Below are 24,643 nucleotides of genomic sequence, written 5' to 3' on the forward strand. Positions count from 1 at the left end.
TTAAGTACATCGTACTTTCGGCTAGCTTTGGCCAAGCCGATCAGGCTAAGGTGAGTCCCGAACGGCCCATCTGAAGCTAAACCAAAGCGTCACGTCTCATATCCGCGGACGAGGTGCAGGGAGGACCACCCCATGACCGCGCCAACGATCAGCGAGCAGGCGACGAGCGCACCCACCACGGAGAAGCTCGACCCACGAGCGCTCACCGACAGCGCCGCCGACCTGCTGAACGCGATGGCCGCACTGCCCGCCAACCACCCGTCGCGAGCCGCGCTGCGCGACCGGGCGATCGAGGCCTGGCTGCCGCTGGCCAACCACCTCGCCCACCGCTACAGCGGGCGCGGCGAGCCCACCGACGACCTGGCGCAGACCGCCGCCGTCGGCCTCATCAAGGCCATCGACAAGTTCGACCCGTCCCGTGGCGTCGACTTCGCCGGCTACGCGATCCCCACCATCATCGGTGAGCTCAAGCGGCACTTCCGGGACCGCACGTGGGACATCCGGGTGCCCCGCCGCCTGCAGGAGCTGCGGCTGGCCATCTCCGACGCGAACAGCACGCTGCTGCAGACCCTCGGCCGCTCGCCGACGGTCGCCGACATCGCCGCCCACCTCAAGATCACCGAGGAAGAGGTGCTGGAGGGTCTGGAGGGCGCCCGCGCCTACAACGCGGTGTCGCTGTCCACCCCGACCGGCGACGGCGACCGGGCCACCGAGCTGGGCGACATGCTCGGCGGCGAGGACGGCGAGTTCGAGCTGGCCGAGCTGCGGGTGGCCCTCGGCCCGGCGCTCGCCACCCTGGACGAGCGCGAGCAGAAGATCCTCACCCTGCGCTTCTACGGCAACCTCACGCAGTCGCAGATCGCCGAGCAGATCGGCGTCTCGCAGATGCACGTTTCCCGGCTGCTGGCTCGGGCGCTGACCAAGCTGCGCGGGCAGCTCGACGGCACCTACTGACGCCGGTGGTGGACGGTGGCCGGGTCGGCGGGCCCGGCCACTGTCGTGTCCGGCCACTGGGCCGTCGGGTCACCGGGTGACCCGACGGCCCGTGCGGTACGGCCCGCCTGGCGGGCCGGTGGCACCCGGCGACGTCGGGACCGATCCCCCGCCCGCCGGGGCCGGGCCCGACAGCGCCGCGTGAGCCGCTCCCCCGGTCAGCGGGGCTCGCGCCACATCGGCCAGAACGGCGTGCCGTCGGGCAGCCGGAACGGCTCCGCCACCCGGTAGCCGTGCCGGGCGTACAGGTCGCGGCTGAGTTCGCTGCTGGCCTCCAGGTAGCCCGGCACGCCGTGGGCGTCCAGCCAGTCGTGGTGGTGCCGCAGCAGCGCCGTGCCGAGCCCCTGCCCCTGCCGCGCCGGCCGCACCGCGAGGAACGCCAGGTGGTGGTGCTCCGGATGCGGGTGGTTGGCGGCGAAGAGCTCGTCGAGGTGCACGAAGCGTTCGGTCCACTCGCCGCAGGCCGCGGCGAGTCGGGCGGCGTAGTCCGCTGGCGGCGGCACCGGCTCGCCGACCGAGGGGAACCAGACCGCCACCGCGTCCCGGTCCTCGGTGCCGTACACCAGGCCGTGCCGCATCGCGTGGTCGACCAGGATCTCGAAGTTGCGCGCCAGCACGGCCTGGCGCCGGGCGGCGTCGGGCACCAGCCACCGGGTCGCGTCGAGCACCAGAAACGCCTCCGCGATCCGCCCGGCCACCAGCGCCGTCTCCGCCGGTTCCAGCCGCCGCACGGCCACCTCGGCCGCCCGGGTCACCGCCGCACCGCCGTTCCGCCGTCGGCCACGCCGGCCCCGGCGGCGCCGTCGGTGCCCGGCCCGGGCGCCACGTCCGCCGCCGCGCTCTCCGCGCCCAGCCCGATCCGGGCGTACGTCCGCGGCCGGCGCCGGCGCAGCAGCAGTGCCTGGAGCACACCGAGCAGCGCGGCGGTCAGGTAGGCGACCGGGACCGCCCAGCGCAGCGGCGACTCCGGGGACACCCCGAGCAGGTCGGCGAAGTTGTCCACCGCCAGCGCCACGACGACCAGCAGGGCCAGGGTGGCCAGTCCGGGTGCGACCGCCCGGCGCCAGAGCGTCTCCGCCGCGCCGGAGCGGGCGAAGAAGGCGATCACCGCCACCGAGGTGGTGGCGATCAGCAGCAGCACCCCGAAGCCGCCGCTGGTGCCGCACCAGTAGAACAGCTGCACCACCGGGTCCCAGCCGTTGGCCGCGTACAGCACGATCACCACCAGGCCGAGCGCGCTCTGCGCCAGCGACGCCGCCCGGGGCGCCCCGGTGCGCGGCGAGGTCTGCCCGAACACCCGGGGCAGCACCCGCTCCCGGCCGAGCGCGAAGGCGTACCGGGCGGTGGTGTTGTGGAACGAGATCATCGCGGCCAGCACCGAGGTCAGGAAGAGCGCCTGGCCGATGGTCACGGCGGTGTCGCCGAGGTGCGCGCCGGCCAGGTTGAAGATCAGCCCGACGCTCTGCTCGCCCGCCTCGGCGACGATCCGGTCCGGACCCACGGCCACCGTCATGCTCCAGGCGGAGAGGGCGTAGACCGCGGCGATGATGGCCACCGAGAGGTACGTGGCCACCGGCACCGTCCGGCGCGGGTCCCGGCTCTCCTCGCTGAACACCACCGCGGACTCGAAGCCGACGAAACCGAGGATGGCCAGCACCAGCACCGCGCCGACGCCGGGCACCGCCAGGTTGTCCGGGGAGAGAGCGGCGAGGCTGACCGTGCCGCCGGCCGGGTTGGCCAGCTGCCCGAGGTCGAAGACCAGGATCACCAGGATCTCGGCGACCAGCAGCGCGGCCAGCACCCGGCCGTTGACGTCGACCCGGAGCACGCCGAGCACGCCCACCACGGCCCACGCGGCCAGCGCCACCACCCACCAGTCCGGGTGTGCGCCGAAGAGCCGGTCCAGCACCGGCTCCGCCGCCGCGCCGATGGTGCCGTAGAGCCCCACCTGCAGGGCGTTGTAGGCGAGCAGGGCCACCCAGGCCGCGCCCACCCCGGCCGGGCGGCCCAGCCCCCGGGAGACGTACGCGTAGAAGGCCCCGGCGTTGGCGACCCGGCGGGCCATCGCCACGTAGCCGACGGAGAAGAGCCCGAGCACCGCGGCGACCACCAGGAACGCCAACGGGATGCCGGTCACCCCGATGACCCCGTAGCCGGTGGTCACCACGCCGGCGACCACTGTCAGCGGGGCGGCGGCAGAGAGGACGAAGAAGATCACCGAGGGGATGCCGAGCCGGCCGCGGGCCAGTGCCGCGGAGACGTTGCTCGGACGTTCGATCGTTGCTGTCGGCATGGCGCTGCTCCGATTCGAGGGGAGGGGAAGGGGATCAGGGCACGCCGCGCAGCACCGCGGCGCCGACCGCCGCCTCGGTCTGCGCGACCAGTTCCTTCAGCGGCGCGGGAAGCGCGGGGACGAGCAGGCTGAGCCGGTGGTGGGCGCGGGGCCCGGCGCTCCAGAGCACCTCGCGGGTGAGCCCGGCGGCGGAGATCAGACCGAGCAGCAGCGCGTCCGGCACGTTCGGCGGTTCGGGACGGTCCAGCAGGGCGCGCAGCCGGGTCGCCGGCCAGGCGGCCGCGTTGAGGTCGACCGGCTGGTAGCTGACCGTGGTACGCAGCAGCCGCCGGCTCTCCTGGCGGCGCAGCACCCCGGCCCGGGCCAGCCGCTCCCCCACCGCGCCGGCCGCGGTCTGCGCCAGGAAGCTCAACCACGTCCGCACGGCCCGGTGCTGGGGCTCCCCCACCAGCTGGTCGAGCACGGTGTGCGCCAGCGCGTCCGCCGGTGGCCGCCGGTCGAGCACCGCCACCTGCCCGGCCGCGATCGTGACGTGTCCATAGAGGACCAGCTCGCCCAGCAGGGCGCCGGCGAGACCGAGGCCGGTCGCTGTCGGGTTGAGCCGCGCCTTGCCGCGAGAGTCGTTGTGGGCGACCAGGAAGAACTCGTCGGCGGTGAGCAACGGCCCTCCCGGGGGTGTCCGTCCACAGTGCTCGCGATCCGGGAAAGGATGCACCCGCCGCTACCGCAATGCAACTCCCGGATCCGGCCGTTGCACTCCGTGCTGGCGCGACCTGCGGATCTTGTCGTGACAGACTCGGAGGGTGACCGCGAGCCCCACCGTCCGCCGCCGCCGTATCGCCCGGGAACTGCGCCAGTTGCGCGAGCGCGCGGGCATGACCTTGGACGTCGCCGCCCGGCAGTTGGACATGTCCAAGAGCAACCTGTCCCGGATCGAGACCGCCCAGATCGGCATCAAGCCGCGCGACGTGCGGGCCGCGCTGGCGCTCTACCGGGTCACCGGCGCCGACGCCGAGGCGCTCATCGAGATCGCCCGCGGCGCCCAGCAGCGCGGCTGGTGGCAGAAGTACAGCGACGTGCTGCCGGACTGGTTCGAGTTCTACGTCGGACTGGAGGCGGAGGCGGCCACGCTGCGGACGTACGAGGCCGAGGCGGTGCCCGGGCTGCTGCAGACCGAGGCGTACGCCCGGGAGGTCTACCGGCTGACCGCGGGCGAGGAGGGCATCGAGCGCAAGGTCGCCGCCCGGATGCACCGGCAGAACGTGCTGCACCGGGAGAACCCGGTCGAGCTGTCGGTGGTGCTGAACGAGGCGGTGCTGTGCCGGCCGGTCGGCGGGAACGCCGTGATGGCCGCCCAACTGACCCACCTCGGCCGGATGGCTCGACTACCGAACGTGACTGTACAGGTACTTCCGTTCACCGCTGGCGGGCACCCCGCGATGAACTCGCCGTACGTCGTACTGACCTTTCCGGACACTGCCGACGCCGCCGTGGTCTACCTGGAAAACCTCAGCACAGGGCTGGCTCTGGAGGAAGCGGATCAGGTCCGCGGGTATAGCCTGGTGCACGAGGAGCTGTGCCGGATGGCACTGCCTCCGGCGGCGTCGTTGGCCCGCTTGGAGGAGGCTTCTCGTCACTTTGCGTGACCGCATCGGCTGCGGCACGCCGGCACAGACGAGGGGTACCGCGAATGACCGCGCTCGACCTGACCCGGGCCCAGTGGCGCACCAGCACGCGCAGCGTGGGCAACGGCAACTGCGTCGAGGTCGCCGCCGCCGACGGTCGGGTCGCCGTGCGGGACAGCAAGGACCGGGGCGGGCCGGTGCTGGCCTTCGGGCGGCCGGCCTGGCACGCCTTCCTCGCCGGCCTTGCCGGGGTACGCGCCGACTGACGCGCGCGGCGCGGTGCGAGACTGGGCCGTGCTCCGCGACGTCTCCCTCGACCTGCCGGTCCGGCCGGCGCTGCCGGACCTGGTCGCGGCGCTGCGGGCGACCGGGGCCGGGGTGCTGGTGGCGCCGCCGGGCACCGGCAAGACCACGCTCGCCCCGCTGGCCGTGGCCGACGAGGTGCCCGGCCGGGTGCTGATCGCCCAGCCGCGCCGGGTGGCCGCCCGGGCGGCGGCGCACCGGATGGCCACGCTGCTCGGCGAGCGGGTGGGCGACCGGATCGGGTACGCGGTCCGCGGTGAGCGCCGGGTCGGCCCGCGCACCCGGGTCGAGGTGGTGACGACCGGGCTGCTGGTGCGCCGGCTGCACCACGACCCGGAGCTGGCGGGCACCGGCGCGGTGCTGCTCGACGAGTGCCACGAGCGCCACCTCGACGCCGATCTGGCGCTCGCGTTCACGGTCGAGGCCCGCGCCGCGCTCCGCCCGGACCTGTGGCTACTGGCGATGTCCGCCACCCCGGAGGCGGACCGGTTCGCCGCGCTGCTCGGTGGCGAGGCCGGCCCGGCGCCGGTGGTCCGGGCCCCGGCGGCCCTGCACCCGGTGACCCGGATCTGGGCCCCGCCACCCCGGCCGGTGGCCGCGCCCGGCGCCGGACCGGTCGACCGGGCGCTGCTCGACCACGTCGCAGCCACCGTCCGGCGGGCGCTGCACGAGCGCGACGGGGACCTGCTGGTCTTCCTGCCCGGCGCGGGCGAGATCGCCGCCGTCACCGCCCGGTTGGCCGACCTGCGCGACGAGGTGACCGTCCTGGCGCTGCACGGCCGGCAGCGCGGCGCCGAGCAGGACGCCGCGCTGCGCCCGGCTGACCAGCGGCGGGTGGTGCTGGCGACCGCGGTGGCGGAGAGCAGCCTGACCGTGCCCGGGGTGCGGGTGGTGGTGGACGCCGGGCTGGCCCGGGTGGCCCGCACGGACCTGGCCCGCGGGCTCGGCGCGCTGGTCACCGTGCCGGTGTCCCGGGCGGCGGCCACCCAGCGGGCCGGCCGGGCCGGCCGGGAGGCGCCCGGGCACGTCTACCGCTGCTGGTCGGCGGCCACCCACGAGCGACTGGCCGCCCAGCCGGCGCCGGAGATCGCCACCGCCGACCTGACCGGGTTCGCGCTGCAGCTGGCGGCCTGGGGGCGACCGGACGGCGCCGGGCTCGCCCTGCCCGACCCGCCGCCGGCGGCGGCGCTCGCGGTGGCCCGGGACACCCTCGCCGCCCTCGGCGCGGTCGACCCGGACGGCCGGATCACCGACCGGGGCCGGGCGATCGCCGCGGTCGGCACCCATCCCCGGCTGGCCCGGGCGCTGCTGGACGGCGCCGACCGGGTCGGCCCGGACCGGGCGGCCGAGGTCGTCGCGCTGCTCGCCGAGGACACCGTCGCCGGGCCGGGCGACGACCTGGCCGCCGCCTGGCGCCGGCTGCGCGCGGGCGCCGATCCCGGTGCCACCGCCCGCTGGCGGGCCGAGGTACGCCGGCTGCGCGCCGCCCTGCCCGCCGAGGCGGAACCGGCCGCCGGCCGGGACGGCCCGCGGGGCCGGCGACGGGCAGGGACGGCCGGCCGGGACACGCTGCCGGACGACCTGGCCGCCGGGCTGCTGGTCGGGCTGGCCCACCCGGAGCGGCTGGCCCGGGCACGCCGGCCGGGCGGCTCGGCGTACCTGATGACCGGCGGCACCGCGGCGGAGCTGGCGCCCGGGTCGGCGCTGGCCGGGTCCGGCTGGCTGGCGGTCGCCGTCGCGGACCGCTCCCCCGGCGCGCCGACCGCCCGGGTTCGGCTGGCCACCCCGCTGGACGAGGCGACCGCCCGGGAGGCGGCCGGCCCGCTGCTGCGCACCGAACGGGAGGTCGCCTGGTCCGGGACCGACGTGGTGGCCCGCGAGGTGGTCCGGCTCGGCGCGGTCGAGCTGGTCGAGCGGCCGCTGGCCCGGCCCGACCCGGAGGCGGTCACCGCGGCCCTGCTCACCGGGCTGCGCCGCACCGGCCTCGGCCTGCTGGACTGGACGCCGGCGGCGCGGGCGCTACGCGAGCGGCTGGCGTTCCTGCGCCAGGCGCTCGGCGCGGACTGGCCGGCGGTGACCGACGAGGCGCTGCTGGCCGCCGCGCCCGACTGGCTCGGGCCGGAACTGGCCGCCGCGCGGCGCCGGGCCGACCTGGCCCGGGTGGACGTCGCCGCGGCGCTGCGCCGGCTGCTGCCCTGGGCGCAGGCGGCCCGGCTGGACGAGCTGGCCCCGGAACGGATCGCCGTGCCGAGCGGCTCGCGGATCCGGGTCGACTACGCCGACCCGGCCGCCCCGGTGCTCGCGGTGAAGCTCCAGGAGACGTTCGGCTGGCGGGACGCGCCGCGGGTGGCCGGCGGCCGGGTGCGGGTGCTGCTGCACCTGCTCTCGCCGGCCGGGCGGCCGGTGGCGGTCACCGCCGACCTGGCCTCCTTCTGGCGGTCCGGGTACCCCCAGGTGCGCGCGGAGCTGCGCGGCCGCTACCCGCGCCACCCCTGGCCGGAGGACCCGACCACGGCCGAGCCCACCCGGCGCACCGCCCCGCGCCGCCGCTGAGCGGTGCTCACCGCGCCCGGGCCGGCGGGCGCTCAGCCGGCCGGTTCACTCAGGGGCGCCCGCTCACTCCTCCACCACGTCGGCGATCACCACGGTGACGTTGTCCGGGCCGCCGGCGCGCAGCGCCAGGTCGATCAGCTTCCGGGCGCACTCGTCCCGGTCCGGATGTTCGGCGAGCACCTCGGCGATGGTGTCCGGCCGGACCACGTTGGAGAGCCCGTCGCTGCACAGCAGCCAGCGGTCGCCGGCCCAGGGCACCATCGTGGCGTACGTCGGGGAAACCTCGTCACCCTGCAACGCCTGGGTGACCACGGCCCGGCGGGGGTGGCTGCTGGCCTGGTCGGGGGTGATCAGGCCCTGGTCGACGAGCATCTGCACATAGGTGTCGTCCCGGGTGATCTGCTTGAGCACCCCCTCGCGGAACAGGTAGGCCCGGGAGTCGCCGACGTGGGCCAGCGCCAGGCAGCTGCCCGTCCGGGCGAAGAGCAGGGCGGTCAGCGTGGTGCCCATGCCCTGTCGCTCCGGGTCCTCGCTGACCGCCTGGCGGATCCGGGTGGTGGCCAGCTCGATGCCGCTCTGCAAGGCGGCCACCAGGGCGTCCTCCGGCGTCTCCACGTCCAGCGGAGCGACCGCGGTGATGGCGATCGCGCTGGCCAGGTCGCCGGCCGCCATCCCACCCATGCCGTCGGCGACGGCGACCAGCCAGGGCCCGGCGTGCAGGGCGTCCTGGTTCCCGCTGCGGATCAGCCCACGGTCGCTCGTTCCGACGGAACGCAGCTTCAGGGTCATGGGAGGCAGCCTGCCAGGAGAAGGGCGCAGTTGTCTCTAGGAGATCAGGACGACCGGGCGTGGCGCGGTGAATCTCACTGCCGGCGGGGGCGGTTCGCCATCCAGGCGGATCGATTGACACGAGGGCCGACGGCTGGAACCATCGAGCCCGACCATTGGGAGCGCTCCCAGGTCACCGCCACCGCCGCACGTCCGTCCCCCGCCGTCCCGGAAGGACAACCCCGTGACGCCATCCCGACGCCGCCTCGCGTTGCTCGCCGCGGCCACCACCCTGGCGCTGGCCGGCGGCACCGCCGCCCCGGCCCAGGCCGACCCCCCGCCCGACGCCCCCGAGCAGATCGACAACGGCGACTTCAGCGCCGGTGTCTCCCCCTGGTTCTCCTACGGCACCGGCCCGCTGGCGGTGACCGACGGCCGGCTCTGCGCCACCGTCCCCGGCGGGCTGGCCAACCCGTGGGACGCCGGCATCGGCCAGGACGGGGTGCCGCTGCTCGCCGGATCCGAGTACACCCTCGGCTTCGACGTCTCCGCCACCCCCGGCACCCCGGTCACCGCCGTGCTGCAACTGGGCAGCGCCCCCTACACCACGTACGCCAGCCTGACCGGCACCGCCACCGGCACCGCCCAGCGGTTCGAGAAGACCTTCACCGCGCCGGCCGACAACCCGACCGCCCAGCTCATCTTCCAGGTCGGCGGCAGCGCCGACGAGCAGACCGTCTGCCTGGACGACGTGTCGCTGCGCGGCGGCGAACCGCCCGAGCCGTACGAGCCGGACACCGGCCCGCGGGTCCGGGTCAACCAGGTCGGCTACCTCCCCGGCGGCCCGAAGCACGCCACCGTGGTCACCGAGGCCACCGACCCGCTGCCGTGGGAGCTGCGGTCCGCCGCCGGCACCGTGCTGACCACCGGCGACAGCACCCCGCGCGGGGTGGACGCCGCCTCCGGCCAGCGCGTGCACACGGTGGACTTCTCCGCGTACCGCACCCCGGGAGCCGGGCTGACGCTGACCGTCGACGGCGAGACCAGCCACCCGTTCGACATCTCCGGCACCCTCTACGACGGGCTGCGTGCCGACTCGCTCCAGTTCTTCTACGCCCAGCGCAGCGGCATCGCCATCGACGGCGACCTGCTCGGCCCGGCGTACGCCCGCCCGGCCGGGCACCTGGGCGTGGCGCCCAACCAGGGCGACACCGACGTGCCCTGCCAGCCCGGCGTCTGCGACCACCGGCTGGACGTGCGCGGCGGCTGGTACGACGCCGGCGACCACGGCAAGTACGTGGTCAACGGCGGCATCGCCACCTACCAGCTGCTGAACACCTTCGAGCGGACCAAGACCGCGCGCACCGCGGGCGGCGGCGCGGGCCTCGCCGACGGCACCCTGCGGGTGCCCGAGCGCGGCAACGGCGTGCCGGACATCCTCGACGAGGCCCGCTGGGAACTGGAGTTCCTGCTGCGCATGCAGGTGCCGGCCGGCGAGCCGCTGGCCGGGATGGCCCACCACAAGGTGCACGACCGGAACTGGACCGGGCTGCCGCTGCTGCCGCACGACGACCCGCAACCCCGCGAGCTGCACCCGCCGTCCACCGCGGCCACCCTCAACCTGGCCGCCACCGCCGCCCAGTGCGCCCGGCTCTACGCCCCGTACGACGCGGCCTTCGCCAGCCGCTGCGCCACCGCGGCGCGGACCGCGTACGCCGCGGCCGAGGCCAACCCGACCCGCTACGCCGACCCGCAGGACGGCAACGGGGGTGGCGCCTACAGCGACGGCGACGTCAGCGACGAGTTCTACTGGGCCGCGGTCGAGCTGTTCCTGACTACGGGCGAGCAGCCCTACCTGGCCGACCTGACCGCGTCCCCGCACCACACCGGCGACGTGTTCGGCGCCCAGGGCTTCGGCTGGGGCAGCACCGCCGCGCTCGGCCGGCTCGACCTGGCCACCGTGCCGAACGGGCTGCCCGCCGCCGACCTGGCCCGGGTACGCGCCTCGGTGAGCGCCGCCGCCGACTCCCACCTGGCCACCCTGAACGGCCAGGCCTACGGGCTGCCCATGCCGGGCGACCGGGGCAGCTACTTCTGGGGCGGGAACAGCAACATCATCAACAACGCGGTGGTGCTGGCCACCGCGTACGACCTGACCGGGGACGCGCGGTACCGCGACGGCGCGGTGCAGGCGATGGACTACCTGCTCGGCCGCAACGCGCTGAACATCTCGTACGTGACCGGCTGGGGCGACCGGACGGCCCGCAACCAGCACAGCCGGATCTTCGCCAACCAGCTGGACCCGGCGCTGCCCAACCCGCCGGCCGGCTCCCTCGCCGGCGGCGCGAACGCCAACCTGGAGGACCCGTTCGCCGCGCAACTGCTCGCCGGCTGCGCCCCGATGTTCTGCTACGTCGACGACATCAACTCGTACGCGACCAACGAGGTGGCGATCAACTGGAACTCGGCGCTGGCCTGGATCGCCTCGTTCCTGGCCGACCAGGGCGACGCGGCGGCGGTACCGGCCGCCACCTGCACGGCCACGTACACCAACTACGGCACCTGGCACGGCGGCACCGGCTTCACCGCCCAGGTGACCATCCGCAACACCGGCCCGACGCCGGTGCAGGGCTGGACCGCCCGGTTCGCCTTCACCGGTGACCAGAAGGTGCGCGAGGCGTGGCTGGCCAGGGTGACCCAGGCCGGTGCCACGGTGACCGCCCGGAACGAGTCGTACAACGCCCGGATCAACCCGGGCGGCACGGTGACCTTCGGGTTCAACGCGGTGACCGGCGGCGGCGCCAACCCGCCCCCCGGCCTGATCACCGTCAACGGCACCCCCTGCACCGCCGGCTGACCCCCGCGCCGCCGGGCGGTGGTGGCCCCACACCCAGGGCCACCCCGCCCGCCCCCCCGACCCGAAGATCCGCGCGCGAACAGTGAAAGAGTGGCCTTCCGGCAGGCCGAGGCCACTCTTTCACTGAACGCGCGAAGGAGGCCGCGGGGCGGGGATCGACGGGGGTGGGTGTAGGAGCATGGCGGGCGTGATCGAGCGGCAGAGCGTGACGGTGCGGCGGGGTGGACCGGCGGACGCGGGGGCGGTGCTGCGACTGCTCGACGACGCGACCGCCTGGCTGGTGGCCCGGGGCCGCACCGGTCAGTGGGGCACCGAGCCGGCCTCGACCGATCCCCGGCGCATCGCGCAGGCGGACGCCTGGGCCGGCGGTGGCGGGCTCTGGCTGGCCGTCGTCGACGAGCGGCCGGTCGGCGCGCTGGTGGTGGGCGCGGCCACCGAGTACGTGCCGCCGGCCACCGAACCCGAGCTGTACGTCAACCTGCTGGTGACCGACCGGGCGCACGCCGGGCTGGGCATCGGTGGCCGGCTGCTGGCGCACGCCGCCGACCTGGCCCGGGAACGCGGCGTGGGCCTGCTCCGGGTGGACTGCTACGCGGGTGACGACCGCGCGCTGGTCGGCTGGTACACCCGGCAGGGCTTCACCCCCACCGACCCGTTCACCGTCGAACGCCCGGGGCGTCCGCCGTGGCCCGGGCAGGTCCTCACCCGCCGGCTGGACTGACCGCCGGCTCGACCGCCCGCCGGCTGGACCGACCGGCGGCTGGACCGACCGGCGGCGCCGCTCAGCCGATCTCCTCGTCCACGAAGCACCAGCGCCAGGTCTCCCCGGGCTGGACCGAGCGCATCACCGGATGCCCGCTCTGCTCGAAGTGCTTCGTCGCGTGCTGGTACGGCGAGGAGTCGCAGCAGCCGACGTGCCCGCAGGTCAGGCAGGCGCGCAGGTGCACCCAGTCCGGGTTGCCGATGGCCACGCAGTCGGGGCACACCTCGGTGGTCGACGGCTCGGCGGTGCCCGCCTCGGTCAGGTGCGCGCAGCTCATCAGTCGACCCCCCGGCGCAGCAACGACTCCTCCAGGTCCAGGTCTCGATAGGCCCGCACCAGCACCTCCTCGGGGATCCGGCCGGCGTCCCGGGCGGTCCGGAACACCTCCCGCTCGGCGTCGATCATCTCCTGCCGCAGCCGACCGTACGCCTGCGACGGCGTCTCCCGCACGGTACCGCCCAACTGCTCCCAGGCCATGTTGGTGCGCTCGTCGAGCAGCCGGCGCAACCGCTCCACCACCGGGGCGGGCGCGGTGTCGGCGAGCGCGTCGAGGCGTTCCCGGGCGGCCCGGCTGGCCTGCTGCTGCGCCCCGGCGGCGGAGAGCGCGTCCTGCACCGGGTCGTCCGGCGGCAGCTTCAGCATGCGGGCCACCGCCGGCAGCGTGGCGCCCTGGCCGACCAGGGTCGCCACGATCACCGCGAACGCCAGCCAGATGAACAGCGCCCGCGGGTAGGGCTGGTCGCCGGCCACGGTGAGCGGCAGGGCGAGCGCGCCGGCCAGGGTGACCACGCCGCGCATCCCGGCCCAGCCGATCACGAGCGGGTAGCGCACCTCCTTCGCCGCGCCGCGCTGCCGTACCCGGGGCACCAGCCGGGTCAGGTAGGTGGCCGGGAAGAGCCAGGCGAACCGGGCCAGGAAGGCGGTGGCCAGCACCGCCACCGTGATCACGACCAGCGAGCCGACCGGCTCGTCCAGGTCGCGTAGCACCTCCGGCAGTTGCAGCCCGACCAGCAGGAAGACCAGCCCCTCCAGCAGGAACCGGACGAGCCGCCAGACCGCGCCGAGCTGGAGCCGGGACGCCGCCGACAGCAGCCGCGGCAGCTGGTGGCCGAGCGCCAGCCCGGTCACCACCACAGCCATCACCCCGGAGGCGTGGATCGCCTCGGCGGCGAAGACCACCGCGAACGGGATGATCAGCGACAGCGCGTTGTCCAGCAGCGGGTCGCTGATCCGCCTGTGCAGGAAGCCGAAGACCAGCGCGCCGAGCGCGCCGACCAGCACCCCGCCGCCGGCGGACCGGAGCACCTCCAGCCCCACCTCGCCCACCCCGACCGCCGACCCGACGGCGGCCAGCGAGGCCACCCGCAGCAGCACCAGCGCGGTGGCGTCGTTGAGCAGGCTTTCCCCCTCCAGGATGGTCACCACCCGGCGGGGCAGGCCGATCCGGCGGGCCACCGCGGTGGCGGCGACCGCGTCGGGTGGGGCGATCACCGCACCCAGGGCCAGGCAGACGGCGAACGGCGCGGCCGGCACCAGCAGGTGCACGACGAGGCCGACCGCGAACGCCGTGAAGATCACCAGCCCGACGGCGAGCAGCAGGATCGGCCGCAGGGCGAGCCGGAACGCCGGCACCGAGGTCTCCAGGGCCGCGACGTAGAGCAGCGGCGGCAGGATGCCGACCAGCACCAGTTCCGGGTCCAGCCGCACGTGCGGCAGGCCGGGCAGGTAGGAGAGCGCGAGGCCGACCACCACCAGCACGATCGGCGCGAGCAGGCCCAGCTTGCGGGCCAGCGCCGCGCCGAGCGTCGCGATCGCGAGGAAGACGACGACCTCGAACAGTGGCTCCATGGAGTACGAGCCTAGGCGGCCTCACCACCGGGGACGATCATCGGGCGCGCAACTTCGGCAGCACCTCGGCGCCGAACGCGTCGAGGAAGGCCCGCTGCTCCTGCCCGACGTGGTGCAGGGCGATCTGGTCGAAGCCGAGGGCCAGGTACTCCTCCAGCCAGCCGACGTGCCGGCCCAGGTCGGCGGAGACGTTGACCACCCGCTCGACCGTCGCCATCGGCACGTCCGCGGAGACCGCGTCGAAGTGCTCGGCGGTCTCCAGGTCCCAGCAGACCGGCGGGGGGAAGACGTTGCTGCGCCACTGGTCGTACGCGATCCGCTCGGCCTCGGCCTGCTCCGGCGCCCAGCTCACGTGCACCTGCAGGTGCAGCGGGCCGCGGCCGCCGGCGTCCCGGTAGGCGTCGACCATCCGCCGCAGGTGCGGCAGCGGGGCGTTGACGGTGATCAGCCCGTCCGCCCACTCGGCGCACCAGCGGGCGGTGGCCACGCTGACCGCCGCGCCGATCAGCGCCGGCGGCTGCTCGGGCCGGGTCCACAGCCGCGCCCGGTCCACCCGGACCAGGCCGTCGTGGCTGACCTCCTCGCCGGCCAGCAGCGCCCGGATCACCTCGACGCACTCGCGCAGCCGCGCGTTGCGGACGTGCTTGCGCGGCCAGCCGTCGCCGGTGATGTGCTCGTTGCTCGCCTCGCCGGTGCCCAGTGCGGCCCAGAACCGGCCCGGGTACATGGCGGCCAGGGTGCCGATCGCCTGGGCGATGATCGCCGGGTGGTAGCGCTGGCCGGGCGCGTTCACCACGCCGAACGGCAGGGTGGTGGCCTGCAGCGCCGAGCCGAGCCAGGACCACGCGAAGCCGGACTGGCCCTGCCGGGCGCTCCACGGCGAGAAGTGGTCCGAGCACATGCCGGCGTCGAAGCCGACCCGCTCCGCGTGGATCACCGCGTCCAGCAGGGCGCGGGGATGGATCTGCTCGTGGGACGCGTGGAAGCCGAACACCGTCATGCGGTCGTTCCGTACCCACGACGGCGTCCGGTTACGCCGCGATCCCCGGTCGCCGCCCTGTCCGGGTGGCGAACCGGTCGCCCTACCCGTCGTGGCGAACCCCCATCGTCCTACTCGGCGTGCGCCCCGGCGCCGGCCGAGGCCGCTCCCTCGCCCACCCACACCGTCTTGGTGTTGCAGAACTCGCGCATCCCCAGCGCGGACAGTTCCCGGCCGTAGCCGGAGTTCTTCACCCCGCCGAAGGGCAGCTCCGGGAAGGAGGTGGTCATCCCGTTGACGAAGACGTTGCCGGCGTCCAGGTCGGTGGCGAACCGCTCCTGCTCGTCCGGGTCCCGGGTCCAGGCGTTCGAGCCGAGCCCGAAGTTGGTCCCGTTGGCCACCTCGATCGCCTCGTCGTAGGAGGACACCCGGTAGAGGCCGGCGACCGGCCCGAACACCTCCTCGCCCCACATCCGCATCTGCGGGGTCAGGTCGGTCACCACGGTCGGCGGGTAGTACCAGCCCGGTCCGGCTGGCGGCTCGCCGCCGCAGAGCACCGTCGCGCCCCGGTCGACGGCGTCGCGTACCTGGGCGTGGATCTCGTCCCGGCCGCCCTCGCTGGCCAGCGGTCCGACGTCGGTGTCGTCGTTCATCGGGTCACCGACGCGCAGCGCGGACATGTTCGCGGCGAACCGCTCGGCGAACGCGTCGAAGACGTCGGTGTGCACGATGAAGCGTTTCGCGGCAATGCAGGACTGCCCGTTGTTCTGGCAGCGGGCGGTGGTGGCCACCTCGGCGGCCCGGTCCAGGTCGGCCGAGGGCATCACCACGAACGGGTCGCTGCCGCCGAGTTCCAGCACGGTCTTCTTCAGTTCCCGGCCGGCGATCTGGGCGATGGATCGGCCGGCGCGTTCGCTGCCGGTGAGCGTCGCGGCCCGGACCCGGGGGTCGCTGAGGATCCGGTCGACGGCGTCCGAGCCGACCAGCAGGGTGGTGAACGCGCCCTCGGGGAAGCCGGCGCGGCGGAACAGGTCCTCCAGCAGCAGCGCGGTCTGCGGCACGTTCGAGGCGTGCTTGAGCAGGCCGGTGTTGCCGGCCATCAGCGCCGGGGCGGCGAACCGCAGCACCTGCCAGAGCGGGAAGTTCCACGGCATCACCGCCAGCACCGGCCCGATCGGCTGGTAGCGGACGAACGCCCGGGTCGCCTTGACCGCCGGCGCGTCGGCCGGCTCGTCGGCGAGGAAGGCTGCGGCGTTGGCGGCGTAGAACCGGCAGGCGGTGGCGCACTTGGTCACCTCGGCCTTCGCCGCCGCGTACGTCTTGCCCATCTCGGTGGTCATCAGCCGGGCGGTGGCGTCGCGGTCGGCCTCCAGCAGGTCGGCCGCCGCGGTCAGCCACCGGCCCCGCTGGTCGACCGTGGTGCCGCGCAGCTGCCGGTAGGCCAGGTCGGCCCGCTCGATGGCGGCGTCGATCTCCTCGTCCGGCATCGCGTCGTACGTCTTGAGCACCTGTCCGGTGGCCGGGTTGGTGGTGGCGATGGGCATCTCGTACTCCTGTCACTCGAAGAGTGAGTGCCGCACGCCCGGCTCCTCCCGGCGGCGAGCGGCGCGGCGACGCTGGATGATGACCAGGTCGACGACGGCGACCACCGCGAAGAGCACGCAGAGGACACCCAGCCAGACCAGGTCGGCCCGGAACGCCAGCACGGCGAAGACGGCCATGGTCAGCAGGCCGAAGCCGGCGAGCACGAGCCGGAGGTTCAACGCGCTGTAGGCGTGGCCGACCGTGCCGCGGGCGCGTCGGGGCTGCGCTCTCGTCATTCCCTCGACCTACCCCCGCAGCGTCGCGGCTAACCGGCGTTCCGACCCGCCTGGTGGCGTCGACGGACCGGACCGGTGTTCCGGCCGCCCGAGCGGGTAAGCAGGGCGGGGCCAGCCGTCGGTCGGTCCCGTGCCGGGCCGGTGGGGTGCGTTACAGCGGTGCGCCGCGACCGGGGCGGCGCCGGTCGGGCCGGGGAGGATGGGGGCATGACCACGACCCACGCGGCGCCGGTGACGGTCGCCATGACCCGGCGTGTCGACCCCGCCCGCAGCAGCGAGATGGTGGCGTGGATGCGGGCCGGCACCGCGTTGGCCGAGGTGTTCCCGGGTTTCCTCGGTGCCGGTTGGGTGCAGACCGCGCCCGGGTCCCCGGAGTGGCACATGCTGTACCGCTTCGCCGACGCCGAGACGCTGCGCCGGTGGGAGGAGTCCCCGCAGCGACGCTGGTGGCTGACCTCGGCGCAGGGCATCGTCGAGCACACCCGGGCCGAGCGGCGCACCGGCATCGAGGGCTGGTTCGACCCGCCGCGGGAGCGCAGCGTCGAGGAGCTGGCGGCCGCCGTCGAGCCCGCCGTGCCGCCGTCGCCGCCGCGCTGGAAGCAGGCGGTGACCATCTGGCTGGCGTTCTTCCCGCTCAGCCTCACCGCCACGCTGCTCACCGGCCGGCTGATCGCCGGCGTGCCGGTCGCCGCGCGAGTGCTGCTGATGACGCTCTGCCTGACACCGTTGATGACCTACCTGGTGCTGCCCCGGATCACCCGGGCGCTGCACTGGTGGCTGCACGGCCAGCCGATGCCCTGGCGCAGCCGCCGCTGACCCCTACCACGTACGGCTCGGGTGCGGCAGCGGTGTGCCGCATAGCCGACACGAGCCGACCCAGCCCCGACGGCGGACGCATAGAGTTACCGGGCTGTCGCTCTCCGCTGCCGGACTGGGGAAGTCATGCCTCGACGCTGGGTCGCCGCCGTCGCCTGCCTGGTGGCACTGGTCGCGCTCGCCTGCGAGGGCGGCCGGGCCGAGCCCGGGCCGACCGGAGCGCCGCCGGGGGCCGGCGGGATCTCCGCGCTCGGCGACTCGCTCAGCACCGGCTTCGGCTCCTGCCTGGTGCTCACCTCGTGCGAACGCAACTCCTGGTCGACCGGGGACGGGCTGCGGGTGCGCAGCCACTACCGGCGGCTGCTCGACCGCGATCCGGGCGTCCGGGGCCGGGCCTTCAACCACGGCCGGCCGGGCGCGCGTGCGGCGGCACTGGTCGGCCAGGCCGAGGCGGCGGTACGCGACCGGCCGGACCGGGTCACCGTGCTGATCGGGGCGAACGACGTCTGCCGGGGCGGGGTCGAGGCGATGACCCCGGTGGCCGAGTTCCGGGCGCAGGTCGACCGGGGGCTGCGGGCGCTGCGCACCGGCCGGCCGAAGGCCCGGGTGCTGGTGGTGAGCATTCCCGACCTGTACCGGCTCTGGCAGGTCGGGCACACCGACGCGCGGGCGGTGCGGGCCTGGGACCGGGGGGTCTGCCCGGCGCTGCTGGCCGCCCCCACCTCGCAGGCTCCGGCCGATCGCGCCCGGCGGGCCGCCGTCCGGGAGCGGATCGTCGCCTACAACGGACAGCTCGCCGCGGCCTGCCGGGCGTACGGGTCGCGCTGCCGCTACGACGGCGGCGCGGTGCACCGGGTGCGCTTCGGCCTGGACCTGGTCAACCCGCTGGACTGGTTCCACCCGAACGCGGCCGGGCAGGGCCGACTCGCCGAGGTCAGCTGGCGCGCCTGGGGCAGCACCGACTGACCACCGCGCCGGCCGACCGGCGGCGTGCGGGCGGTCCCACCCGCTACACCGTCGCCGCGGCGGTCCCGCCCGCCACACCGTCGCCGCGGCGGTCCCGCCCGCCACACCGTCGCCGCGGCGGTCCCGCCCGCCACACCGTCGCCGCGGCGGTCCCGCCCGCCACACCGTCGCCGTGGCGGTCCCGCCCGCCACGCCGTCCCCGGCACGCCGTCGCCGCGGCGGGCCGGTCAGGGCCGGCGGGGTTCCGGTACGCCGGTGCCGTGCTGGCGGTAGAGGGCCCGGGACCGCTCGGCGAGGTCCTTGGTGGCCGACGAGTTGGCCCAGGTGCCGAGGATGATCGCCGCGCCGGGCACCACCTTGGCGAAGACCCGCTTCGCTGCGCGTACCCCGGCCATCTGGGCCAGCCGCACGCCGAGCCGCAGCATCACCTTGCCGAGCGCCTGCTGACCGCCGGAGCCGAAGAGGGCGCCGGCCCGCTCCCGGCCAGCGGCCACGCCCAGGGCCAGCCGGGCGCTCTCGGCGACCTTGTGCACCCGCTGCAGGACGAGCAGGTCGGTGGCCCGGTCGGGGTGCACCGGGTCGACCCCGTAGGCGGCGGCGATGTGCAGCACCATCCGGGCCTGGGTCCAGGCCAGCACCCCGACGTCGATCACCGCGCCGGGCAGGCCGGCCGCCCCGCTCACCGCGCCGGAGAGCCGGGCCCGGTTGACGAACCGGCGGACCGCCTGGTCGGCCAGCGCCTCGGCGGGCGCCCCGGGCTGTTCGTACCGGACCCGGGCGGCCCACTGCGCCGCCTCGGGACCGAGCCGGCGGACGGCCTCCAGGGCGAGATGCTCCGGGGCGTACTGCGGGTCCTCCCGCATCCGGTCCCAGAGCTTGGCCGGCGGCCCCTCCGGGGCGTCCTGTGGTGTCGCGGGCACCGCCGCGGGCGGGGTGACGGGCTGGCCGTCGGCGGGCGCGGAGTCGGTCACGTCATCTCCTGCGAGGGGTCGGTACGGGCGGAGACGGCGGGGTCAGCGGCGCTTCTGCAACTTGGCCGCGAGACCCCGCAGCTTCTGCTGGGTGGCCGGCTTGGCCAGTTCCCGGCGGCCCCGGTCGACCAGTTGCTGCCCCTTCGGCGAGCGCAGGAACGCGCTGATCCGTTGCATCAGAGCCATGACGTCCTCCTGTCGGTGGTACCTCACTCATGTGTACCCCGGACCGACAAGGTGCGAACCCCGGAACGCCGGATCCGTCACCGTCCACTGTGGTCGGGAGGAGACTACTTCCCGCTCAGGACGATCGCCTCGACGACCTTGGTGGCCCGCCACTCGTGCTTGGCGTAGTGCTCCGGGTAGGCGGAGATCTGCACGGCCTGGGCGGCGTCGGTGAGCCGCATTCGCTGCCAGCCGGGCACCTGCTCGAGCGCGGAGAGGAACTGCCGGGTGGCGAACTCCGGCTCCATCAGCCGCCGAACCGGGCCCCAGCCGCTGCTCGGGCGCTGCTGGAACAGGCCGACGGAGTCGTGGTCCCAGCCGACGGCCTGGTGCGGGTAGTTCTGCGACTCGGGCAGCACGCCGCTGGCGTAGTTGTAGAGGTTGCTCTCCTGCATGGCGGTGGCCACCGCGATCACCAGCGCGCGGCGCGGCACGCCCATCTCCCGACCGGTCCGCACGATGGCCTCGGCGTTCTCCATTTGCGCCTCGGTGAGCCCGGCGACCGGGGCCGGATCGACCGGCCGCGGCTTGCGGGTGGGCCGGGTGTCGGTGTCCGGGTCGGCGGCCGGCGTGGCCGAGGTGGCCGCCCGGTCCGCGTCCCGGCTGGGCCGGTCCTGCTCGGCGCGCTGGGTGGCCTCGGCGCGGGCGGTGAGCGCCTCGCCGCGGGCCGCCGCGTCGGCGCTCTCCCCCTGGGTCTGGGCGACGGCGGCCAGGCTGAGGCAGCAGAGCACGCCGGTGGCGAGCGCCACCCGGGCCCGGGCCGGCCCGTGCAGCAGGTTCCGGGCGTACGCGGCGGAGGCGCGGAGGGCTGTCCACCGATCGGTCGACGGGGTATCGTCCGAACGGTCAGTCAGGTCACCGGGGGTGGTCTGGGTGTCGAGGGTGCGGTCGTCACGCATCAGCCGAGGCTAGGCAGGCCGAAACCCCGATCACCCACGGTGATCACGTGGTCCTCGTTACAGTATCGGCGACCGCGCCCGGACGGCGGGGGCGACCCGGGCGCCTCCGGGCACGGACCTCGCGGAACCGGCAGACCTCCGGATCGCCGCAACCTCCGGACGGCAGGCGGAAACCTCGCGATCCTCCGGGGACCACCCCATGATCGACCAGATCACCCGTACGGCCGATGGGCGTTTCGGCCGAACGGCCAACACTGGCCGACCGCCCGACGAGATCGGGCGATACCCACCCATCCCAACCCACCCGCCGGCCGCCCGACCGAAGCGGGAAGGAATGCAGCAGGATGGCGGGTACGTTCCCCGAACCGGGTGCCGTCCCGCAGCGGCGACCCGTACGCGCCTTCAGGGAGGTCCGCACCGGTGCTCGACCCACACGAGCTGTACGAACTCACCGACGATCTGCCCGACCTCGGTCAGCCGGTCCTGATCCAGGCGCTGACCGGTTTCGTCGACGCCGGCAACGCCACCCGGTTGGCCCGCGAGCAACTGCTCAACTCGCTGGAGTCCCGCCCGATCGCCCGGTTCGACGTGGACCAGGTCTTCGACTACCGCTCCCGCCGGCCGGTGATGACCTTCGTCGAGGACCACTGGGAGTCGTACGACGCGCCGAAGCTGGAGCTGCACCTGCTCCACGACGACGACGAGACACCCTTCCTGCTGCTCACCGGCCCCGAGCCGGACCTGCAGTGGGAGCGGTTCGTGGCGGCCGTCGCCGGGCTCTCCGCCCGGCTGGACGTCCGGCTCACCGTCGGGCTGAACTCGATCCCGATGGCGGTGCCGCACACCCGGCCCACCGGGGTGACCGCGCACGCCACCCGGCGCGACCTGATCGCCGGCTACGAGCCGTGGTTGCAGCGGGTGCAGGTGCCGGGCAGCGTCGGCCACCTGCTGGAGTACCGCCTCGGCGAGCAGGGCCGCGACGCGCTCGGCTTCGCCGCGCACGTGCCGCACTACGTGGCGCAGAGCGAGTACCCGGCCGCCGCCGAGGTCCTGCTCGCCTCGGTCTCCCGCAGCACCGGGCTGCTGCTGCCACGCGACGGGCTGCGCGCGTCCGCCGAGGTGGTCCGGGTCGAGATCGACCGGCAGGTCGCCCAGACCGAGGACGCCGCCGCGCTGGTCCAGGCGCTGGAGGAGCAGTACGACGCGTTCGCCCGCGGCCGTGGCGAGAAGAATCTGCTCGCTGCCGAGACCGGCCCGCTGCCCACCGCCGACGAACTCGGCGCCGAGCTGGAACGCTTCCTGGCCGAGCAGACCCGCCCGGGTGACAACCCGCCGAGCTGACCGGCCGGGCCGCGACACCCCGGGCGGCTGACCCGGCGGCGTGGCGGCGGATACGGCAGGCTGGTGCCATGCGTCTGGCGACCTGGAACGTGAACTCGGTGAAGGCCCGCCTGCCCCGGCTGTTGGACTGGTTGGCCGGCACCGGGCCGGACGTGGTCTGCCTGCAGGAGACCAAGTGCCCGGACGGCGCCTTCCCGGTGGCCGAGGTGGGCGAGCTGGGCTACACGGTGGCCAGCCACAGCGACGGCCGGTGGAACGGGGTGGCCATCCTGTCCCGGGTCGGGCTGTCCGACGTGACCGTCGGGTTCACCGGCGAGCCCGGCTTCCCCGAGCCGGAGGCCCGGGCCATCTCGGCCACCTGCGCCGGCCTGCGGGTCTGGTCGGTGTACGTGCCGAACGGCCGGACGCCGGAGGACCCGCACTACGCGTACAAGCTGGCCTGGTTCGGCGCGCTGCGGGACGTGCTGGAGACCGAGCTGACCGGCCAGCTGCCGGTGGCGGTCTGCGGCGACTTCAACGTCGCCCCGACCGACGCCGACGTGTGGGACCCGGCGCTGTTCCGGCACTCCACCCACGTCACCCCGGCCGAGCGGGCCGCCCTCGCGGCGCTGCGCGACCTCGGCCTGGTCGACGTGGTGCCGACCCCGATGAAGGGTCCGCACCCCTACACGTACTGGGACTACCGGGCCGGGATGTTCCACCAGAACAAGGGCATGCGGATCGACCTGGTGTACGCCTCGGCGTCGTTCGCCCGAGCGGTCCGCTCGGCGTACGTGGACCGGGAGGCGCGCAAGGGCAAGGGCCCCTCCGACCACGCCCCGATCGTGGTCGACGTGGAGCTGGTGCCGGCGGTCGAGTCGTTCTGACCGGGCCGGCCCGCATCCGGCCGCTGGTTAGGGTGAGGGCATGGCAGTCGTGAAGATCAACGCGATCGAGGTGCCGCCCGGGGCGGGCGAGGAACTGGAGAAGCGGTTCGCCGCCCGGGCCGGCGCGGTGGAGAACTCCCCCGGCTTCCTCGGCTTCGAGCTGCTCCGCCCGGTCGGCGGGGAGAACCGCTACTTCGTCTACACCAAGTGGGAGTCCGAGGAGGCGTACCAGGCGTGGGCCGCCGGCCCCTCCCGGGCCGCCCACGCCGCCGCCCCCGGCGAACCGAAGCGCCCCCCGGTCGCCTCCGGCGCCACCCTCCTGGAGTTCGAGGTCGTCCAGCAGGTCCCCTGACCCACCCCGCCACCCCCGTTGATCATGAGGTTGACGGCGATGTCGATCTCCTCGGCTGCCGCCAACCTCATGATCAACTCTGGTCGTTCCGGGAGGTGGTGAGGGAGGCGAAGGCGATGACGTTGTCGGTGTAGCCGGTGCGGCCGCCGACGAACTCGCCGCCGCAGGTGATCAGGCGCAGGCCGGGCGGGCCGTCGTCGCGGTAGACCCGGTCGGCGGGCAGGCGGTCCTTCGGGAACCGCTCGACCGAGTCGACCCGGAACGCCACCACCGAGCCGTCGGCGCGGGTCACCTCGATGGTGTCGCCCGCGCGCAGCTGGCCCAGGTCGTGGAAGACCGACGGGCCGTCCTTGGTGTCCACGTGCCCGACGATGACCGCCCAGCCCGGCTCACCGGGGGTCGGCCCGCGGTCGTACCAGCCGGTCTCGTGGTGCCGGCTCAGCGGCGGTACGGCGATCGACCCGTCCCGGGCCTGGCCGACCGGTTCCACCGGCGCGGCGACCTTGATCGCCGGCACCGAGAGGCGCACCGGCCGGCTGGCCTTCAGCCCGCCGGACTCGCCGCGGGCCGGCCGGTCACCACCGGCGGCGACCCAGTCCAGCGGCCCCACCGAGCGGCCCAGGCCCGCCCCGGTGGCGAAGACCCCGACCAGCACCAGCACCACGGCCAGCGGAATCGACCACGGGCTACGGCCACCGGGCCGGCGGCGACCCGGCTGCGCGCTGCGGGCGGTGGTCGTCATGGCGGCGGCCTCACCGTCGGGCGGCGCCGCGGACGGTACGGGGCCGGCGCAGCGCCAGCACCCAGACGACCAGCCCGACCACGGTGAGCGCCAGCCCGCCGGGGATCAGCAGCCCGCCGGTCATCCCGCCGGCGCCACCACCGAACCCGGTCGCCGGACCGCGGCTGGGCTTCACCGCCTTGACCACCTGGAGCATGGTCGAGGCGGTCTCCCCGTCCGGGCACTCCAGCTTGACCCGGTAGTTGCCCGGCCGGGTGCGCTCCCGGACCATCGGGGCCGCGGTCAGCAACCCCCGCTGCGGCTGCACCTGCACCCGGCCGAAGGCGTCCGAGACGACGATCGCCGGGATCGAATTGTCCTTGCAGCTGGCCTTGACGCCGACCAGGAAACCGGGCTCGACGGTGCTCGGGCTCACCTCGACGAAGACGGTCGGGCCGGGGATGGGCTGGGGAGCGGCCAGCGGCGCGGCCTGGGCCGGGGCTGCCGCCAGCAGCGGGCCGGCGAGCAGGGCCGCGATCGAGAGCGCCAGACCATCGCGGGTCACTGACACGACGCCCCCTCCCGGCGCGCTGGAGCAGTGCCGGACAGCCGAGGCGCCCGGGCCTGCCGTACGGGATGGATCCTCTCATCCCCGGTCGTACATCACATCCGATCCGGCGCGGC

General features: G+C 75.0%; 25 protein-coding genes. 11 read left to right on the forward strand and 14 right to left on the reverse strand.

Going from position 1 to position 24,643, the window contains the following annotated elements; translation table 11 throughout:
- The first annotated feature begins 132 nt into the window (after positions 1-132).
- Positions 133-954: a SigB/SigF/SigG family RNA polymerase sigma factor gene (locus GA0070609_RS18595; RefSeq protein WP_088994961.1), complete on the forward strand. Its 822-nt coding sequence runs from the start codon at positions 133-135 to the stop codon at positions 952-954.
- Between the two features lie 197 nt (positions 955-1,151).
- Here the strand turns inward: GA0070609_RS18595 and GA0070609_RS18600 are convergent, their stop codons facing one another.
- The 3 genes from GA0070609_RS18600 to GA0070609_RS18610 are packed head-to-tail and all read right to left on the reverse strand — an operon-like array spanning position 1,152 to position 3,947.
- Positions 1,152-1,748, reverse strand: a complete 597-nt coding sequence (locus GA0070609_RS18600; RefSeq protein ID WP_231928328.1) for a GNAT family N-acetyltransferase — start codon at positions 1,746-1,748, stop codon at positions 1,152-1,154.
- Positions 1,745-3,286: an APC family permease gene (locus GA0070609_RS18605; RefSeq protein WP_088994962.1), complete on the reverse strand. Its 1,542-nt coding sequence runs from the start codon at positions 3,284-3,286 to the stop codon at positions 1,745-1,747. The genes GA0070609_RS18600 and GA0070609_RS18605 overlap by 4 nt, the downstream gene beginning before the upstream one ends.
- Positions 3,287-3,320: 34 nt before the next feature.
- The gene (locus tag GA0070609_RS18610; protein ID WP_088994963.1) at positions 3,321-3,947 is read right to left on the reverse strand and encodes a GOLPH3/VPS74 family protein; all 627 of its coding nucleotides are present in this window, start codon (positions 3,945-3,947) and stop codon (positions 3,321-3,323) included.
- Positions 3,948-4,089: 142 nt separating this feature from the next.
- Between GA0070609_RS18610 and GA0070609_RS18615 the strand changes: the two genes are divergently transcribed.
- Genes GA0070609_RS18615 through hrpB form a run of 3 tightly spaced genes read left to right on the forward strand, consistent with a single transcriptional unit; the run spans position 4,090 to position 7,767 of the window.
- Positions 4,090-4,932, forward strand: a complete 843-nt coding sequence (locus GA0070609_RS18615; protein ID WP_088994964.1) for a helix-turn-helix domain-containing protein — start codon at positions 4,090-4,092, stop codon at positions 4,930-4,932.
- Positions 4,933-4,976: 44 nt separating this feature from the next.
- Positions 4,977-5,177 carry a DUF397 domain-containing protein gene (locus GA0070609_RS18620; protein ID WP_088994965.1) on the forward strand — a complete coding sequence of 67 codons (201 nt, stop codon included), beginning with the start codon at positions 4,977-4,979 and terminating at the stop codon, positions 5,175-5,177.
- Positions 5,178-5,205: 28 nt separating this feature from the next.
- A complete protein-coding gene (gene hrpB / locus GA0070609_RS18625) occupies positions 5,206-7,767 on the forward strand; it encodes an ATP-dependent helicase HrpB (protein ID WP_088997819.1) in 2,562 nt (853 codons plus the stop codon).
- Positions 7,768-7,830: 63 nt separating this feature from the next.
- Here hrpB and GA0070609_RS18630 read toward each other — a convergent pair whose 3' ends face one another.
- Complete coding sequence (locus tag GA0070609_RS18630; RefSeq protein WP_088994966.1) at positions 7,831-8,556, reverse strand: PP2C family protein-serine/threonine phosphatase; 726 nt, start codon at positions 8,554-8,556, stop codon at positions 7,831-7,833.
- Between the two features lie 223 nt (positions 8,557-8,779).
- Between GA0070609_RS18630 and GA0070609_RS18635 the strand changes: the two genes are divergently transcribed.
- Together GA0070609_RS18635 and GA0070609_RS18640 are read left to right on the forward strand one after the other, a co-directional pair.
- Entirely contained in the window at positions 8,780-11,392 is a 2,613-nt protein-coding gene (locus GA0070609_RS18635) for a glycoside hydrolase family 9 protein (protein ID WP_088994967.1), read from the forward strand.
- A gap of 178 nt (positions 11,393-11,570) precedes the next feature.
- Positions 11,571-12,113, forward strand: coding sequence for a GNAT family N-acetyltransferase (locus tag GA0070609_RS18640; RefSeq protein WP_231928329.1), 543 nt, complete (start codon positions 11,571-11,573; stop codon positions 12,111-12,113).
- A 61-nt stretch (positions 12,114-12,174) separates the two neighbouring features.
- Here GA0070609_RS18640 and GA0070609_RS18645 read toward each other — a convergent pair whose 3' ends face one another.
- From GA0070609_RS18645 to GA0070609_RS18665, 5 genes are all read right to left on the reverse strand, one after another.
- Positions 12,175-12,432 carry a UBP-type zinc finger domain-containing protein gene (locus GA0070609_RS18645; RefSeq protein ID WP_088994968.1) on the reverse strand — a complete coding sequence of 86 codons (258 nt, stop codon included), beginning with the start codon at positions 12,430-12,432 and terminating at the stop codon, positions 12,175-12,177.
- Positions 12,432-14,003, reverse strand: a complete 1,572-nt coding sequence (locus GA0070609_RS18650; RefSeq protein ID WP_088994969.1) for a Na+/H+ antiporter — start codon at positions 14,001-14,003, stop codon at positions 12,432-12,434. Before GA0070609_RS18650 ends, GA0070609_RS18645 begins: the two co-directional genes overlap by 1 nt.
- Positions 14,004-14,040: 37 nt before the next feature.
- The gene (locus GA0070609_RS18655; RefSeq protein WP_088994970.1) at positions 14,041-15,003 is read right to left on the reverse strand and encodes a TIGR03885 family FMN-dependent LLM class oxidoreductase; all 963 of its coding nucleotides are present in this window, start codon (positions 15,001-15,003) and stop codon (positions 14,041-14,043) included.
- Positions 15,004-15,113: 110 nt separating this feature from the next.
- Positions 15,114-16,526: an NADP-dependent succinic semialdehyde dehydrogenase gene (locus GA0070609_RS18660; protein ID WP_088994971.1), complete on the reverse strand. Its 1,413-nt coding sequence runs from the start codon at positions 16,524-16,526 to the stop codon at positions 15,114-15,116.
- A gap of 12 nt (positions 16,527-16,538) precedes the next feature.
- Positions 16,539-16,802, reverse strand: a complete 264-nt coding sequence (locus tag GA0070609_RS18665; protein WP_088994972.1) for a DUF6343 family protein — start codon at positions 16,800-16,802, stop codon at positions 16,539-16,541.
- Between the two features lie 207 nt (positions 16,803-17,009).
- Between GA0070609_RS18665 and GA0070609_RS18670 the strand changes: the two genes are divergently transcribed.
- Positions 17,010-17,618 carry an antibiotic biosynthesis monooxygenase gene (locus GA0070609_RS18670; protein ID WP_088994973.1) on the forward strand — a complete coding sequence of 203 codons (609 nt, stop codon included), beginning with the start codon at positions 17,010-17,012 and terminating at the stop codon, positions 17,616-17,618.
- Positions 17,619-17,744: 126 nt separating this feature from the next.
- Positions 17,745-18,584: a GDSL-type esterase/lipase family protein gene (locus GA0070609_RS18675; protein ID WP_088994974.1), complete on the forward strand. Its 840-nt coding sequence runs from the start codon at positions 17,745-17,747 to the stop codon at positions 18,582-18,584.
- 227 nt (positions 18,585-18,811) lie between these two features.
- On the opposite strand, the gene GA0070609_RS18680 is transcribed toward GA0070609_RS18675, so the two are convergent.
- From GA0070609_RS18680 to GA0070609_RS18685, 3 genes are all read right to left on the reverse strand, one after another.
- A complete protein-coding gene (locus GA0070609_RS18680) occupies positions 18,812-19,555 on the reverse strand; it encodes an EcsC family protein (protein WP_088994975.1) in 744 nt (247 codons plus the stop codon).
- Between the two features lie 42 nt (positions 19,556-19,597).
- A complete protein-coding gene (locus GA0070609_RS33650) occupies positions 19,598-19,741 on the reverse strand; it encodes a hypothetical protein (protein WP_172899365.1) in 144 nt (47 codons plus the stop codon).
- 104 nt (positions 19,742-19,845) lie between these two features.
- On the reverse strand, positions 19,846-20,679 hold the full coding sequence (locus GA0070609_RS18685; RefSeq protein ID WP_088994976.1) for a peptidase M23: 834 nt from the start codon (positions 20,677-20,679) through the stop codon (positions 19,846-19,848).
- Positions 20,680-21,099: 420 nt separating this feature from the next.
- On the opposite strand from GA0070609_RS18685, the gene GA0070609_RS18690 reads away from it, so the two are divergent.
- The 3 genes from GA0070609_RS18690 to GA0070609_RS18700 all read left to right on the forward strand — a co-directional run bounded on the left by GA0070609_RS18690 (position 21,100) and on the right by GA0070609_RS18700 (position 23,238).
- Complete coding sequence (locus GA0070609_RS18690; RefSeq protein ID WP_088994977.1) at positions 21,100-22,020, forward strand: proteasome assembly chaperone family protein; 921 nt, start codon at positions 21,100-21,102, stop codon at positions 22,018-22,020.
- A gap of 68 nt (positions 22,021-22,088) precedes the next feature.
- Positions 22,089-22,886, forward strand: coding sequence for an exodeoxyribonuclease III (locus GA0070609_RS18695; RefSeq protein ID WP_088994978.1), 798 nt, complete (start codon positions 22,089-22,091; stop codon positions 22,884-22,886).
- Between the two features lie 40 nt (positions 22,887-22,926).
- Positions 22,927-23,238, forward strand: coding sequence for an antibiotic biosynthesis monooxygenase family protein (locus GA0070609_RS18700; protein ID WP_088994979.1), 312 nt, complete (start codon positions 22,927-22,929; stop codon positions 23,236-23,238).
- 73 nt (positions 23,239-23,311) lie between these two features.
- Here GA0070609_RS18700 and GA0070609_RS18705 read toward each other — a convergent pair whose 3' ends face one another.
- Together GA0070609_RS18705 and GA0070609_RS18710 are read right to left on the reverse strand one after the other, a co-directional pair.
- Complete coding sequence (locus GA0070609_RS18705; RefSeq protein WP_088994980.1) at positions 23,312-23,980, reverse strand: class F sortase; 669 nt, start codon at positions 23,978-23,980, stop codon at positions 23,312-23,314.
- Between the two features lie 10 nt (positions 23,981-23,990).
- A complete protein-coding gene (locus tag GA0070609_RS18710; protein WP_408630602.1) occupies positions 23,991-24,530 on the reverse strand; it encodes a hypothetical protein in 540 nt (179 codons plus the stop codon).
- Positions 24,531-24,643: the final 113 nt, after the last annotated feature.

The sequence above is a fragment of the Micromonospora echinaurantiaca genome, assembly GCF_900090235.1.
In the GTDB taxonomy this organism is placed as follows: Bacteria; Actinomycetota; Actinomycetes; order Mycobacteriales; family Micromonosporaceae; genus Micromonospora; species Micromonospora echinaurantiaca.

Excerpts from the sequence above, each read along its gene's own strand:
- GA0070609_RS18695 (WP_088994978.1), top strand. The coding sequence starts at position 22,089 with ATGCGTCTGGCGACCTGGAACGTGAACTCGGTGAAGGCCCGCCTGCCC.
- GA0070609_RS18700 (WP_088994979.1), top strand. The coding sequence starts at position 22,927 with ATGGCAGTCGTGAAGATCAACGCGATCGAGGTGCCGCCCGGGGCGGGC.
- GA0070609_RS18655 (WP_088994970.1), bottom strand. The coding sequence starts at position 15,003 with ATGACGGTGTTCGGCTTCCACGCGTCCCACGAGCAGATCCATCCCCGC.
- GA0070609_RS33650 (WP_172899365.1), bottom strand. The coding sequence starts at position 19,741 with ATGGCTCTGATGCAACGGATCAGCGCGTTCCTGCGCTCGCCGAAGGGG.
- GA0070609_RS18640 (WP_231928329.1), top strand. The coding sequence starts at position 11,571 with ATGGCGGGCGTGATCGAGCGGCAGAGCGTGACGGTGCGGCGGGGTGGA.
- GA0070609_RS18595 (WP_088994961.1), top strand. The coding sequence starts at position 133 with ATGACCGCGCCAACGATCAGCGAGCAGGCGACGAGCGCACCCACCACG.
- GA0070609_RS18650 (WP_088994969.1), bottom strand. The coding sequence starts at position 14,003 with ATGGAGCCACTGTTCGAGGTCGTCGTCTTCCTCGCGATCGCGACGCTC.
- GA0070609_RS18605 (WP_088994962.1), bottom strand. The coding sequence starts at position 3,286 with ATGCCGACAGCAACGATCGAACGTCCGAGCAACGTCTCCGCGGCACTG.
- GA0070609_RS18620 (WP_088994965.1), top strand. The coding sequence starts at position 4,977 with ATGACCGCGCTCGACCTGACCCGGGCCCAGTGGCGCACCAGCACGCGC.
- GA0070609_RS18705 (WP_088994980.1), bottom strand. The coding sequence starts at position 23,980 with ATGACGACCACCGCCCGCAGCGCGCAGCCGGGTCGCCGCCGGCCCGGT.
- GA0070609_RS18645 (WP_088994968.1), bottom strand. The coding sequence starts at position 12,432 with ATGAGCTGCGCGCACCTGACCGAGGCGGGCACCGCCGAGCCGTCGACC.
- GA0070609_RS18670 (WP_088994973.1), top strand. The coding sequence starts at position 17,010 with ATGACCACGACCCACGCGGCGCCGGTGACGGTCGCCATGACCCGGCGT.
- GA0070609_RS18665 (WP_088994972.1), bottom strand. The coding sequence starts at position 16,802 with ATGACGAGAGCGCAGCCCCGACGCGCCCGCGGCACGGTCGGCCACGCC.
- GA0070609_RS18660 (WP_088994971.1), bottom strand. The coding sequence starts at position 16,526 with ATGCCCATCGCCACCACCAACCCGGCCACCGGACAGGTGCTCAAGACG.
- GA0070609_RS18675 (WP_088994974.1), top strand. The coding sequence starts at position 17,745 with ATGCCTCGACGCTGGGTCGCCGCCGTCGCCTGCCTGGTGGCACTGGTC.
- GA0070609_RS18685 (WP_088994976.1), bottom strand. The coding sequence starts at position 20,679 with ATGCGTGACGACCGCACCCTCGACACCCAGACCACCCCCGGTGACCTG.
- GA0070609_RS18630 (WP_088994966.1), bottom strand. The coding sequence starts at position 8,556 with ATGACCCTGAAGCTGCGTTCCGTCGGAACGAGCGACCGTGGGCTGATC.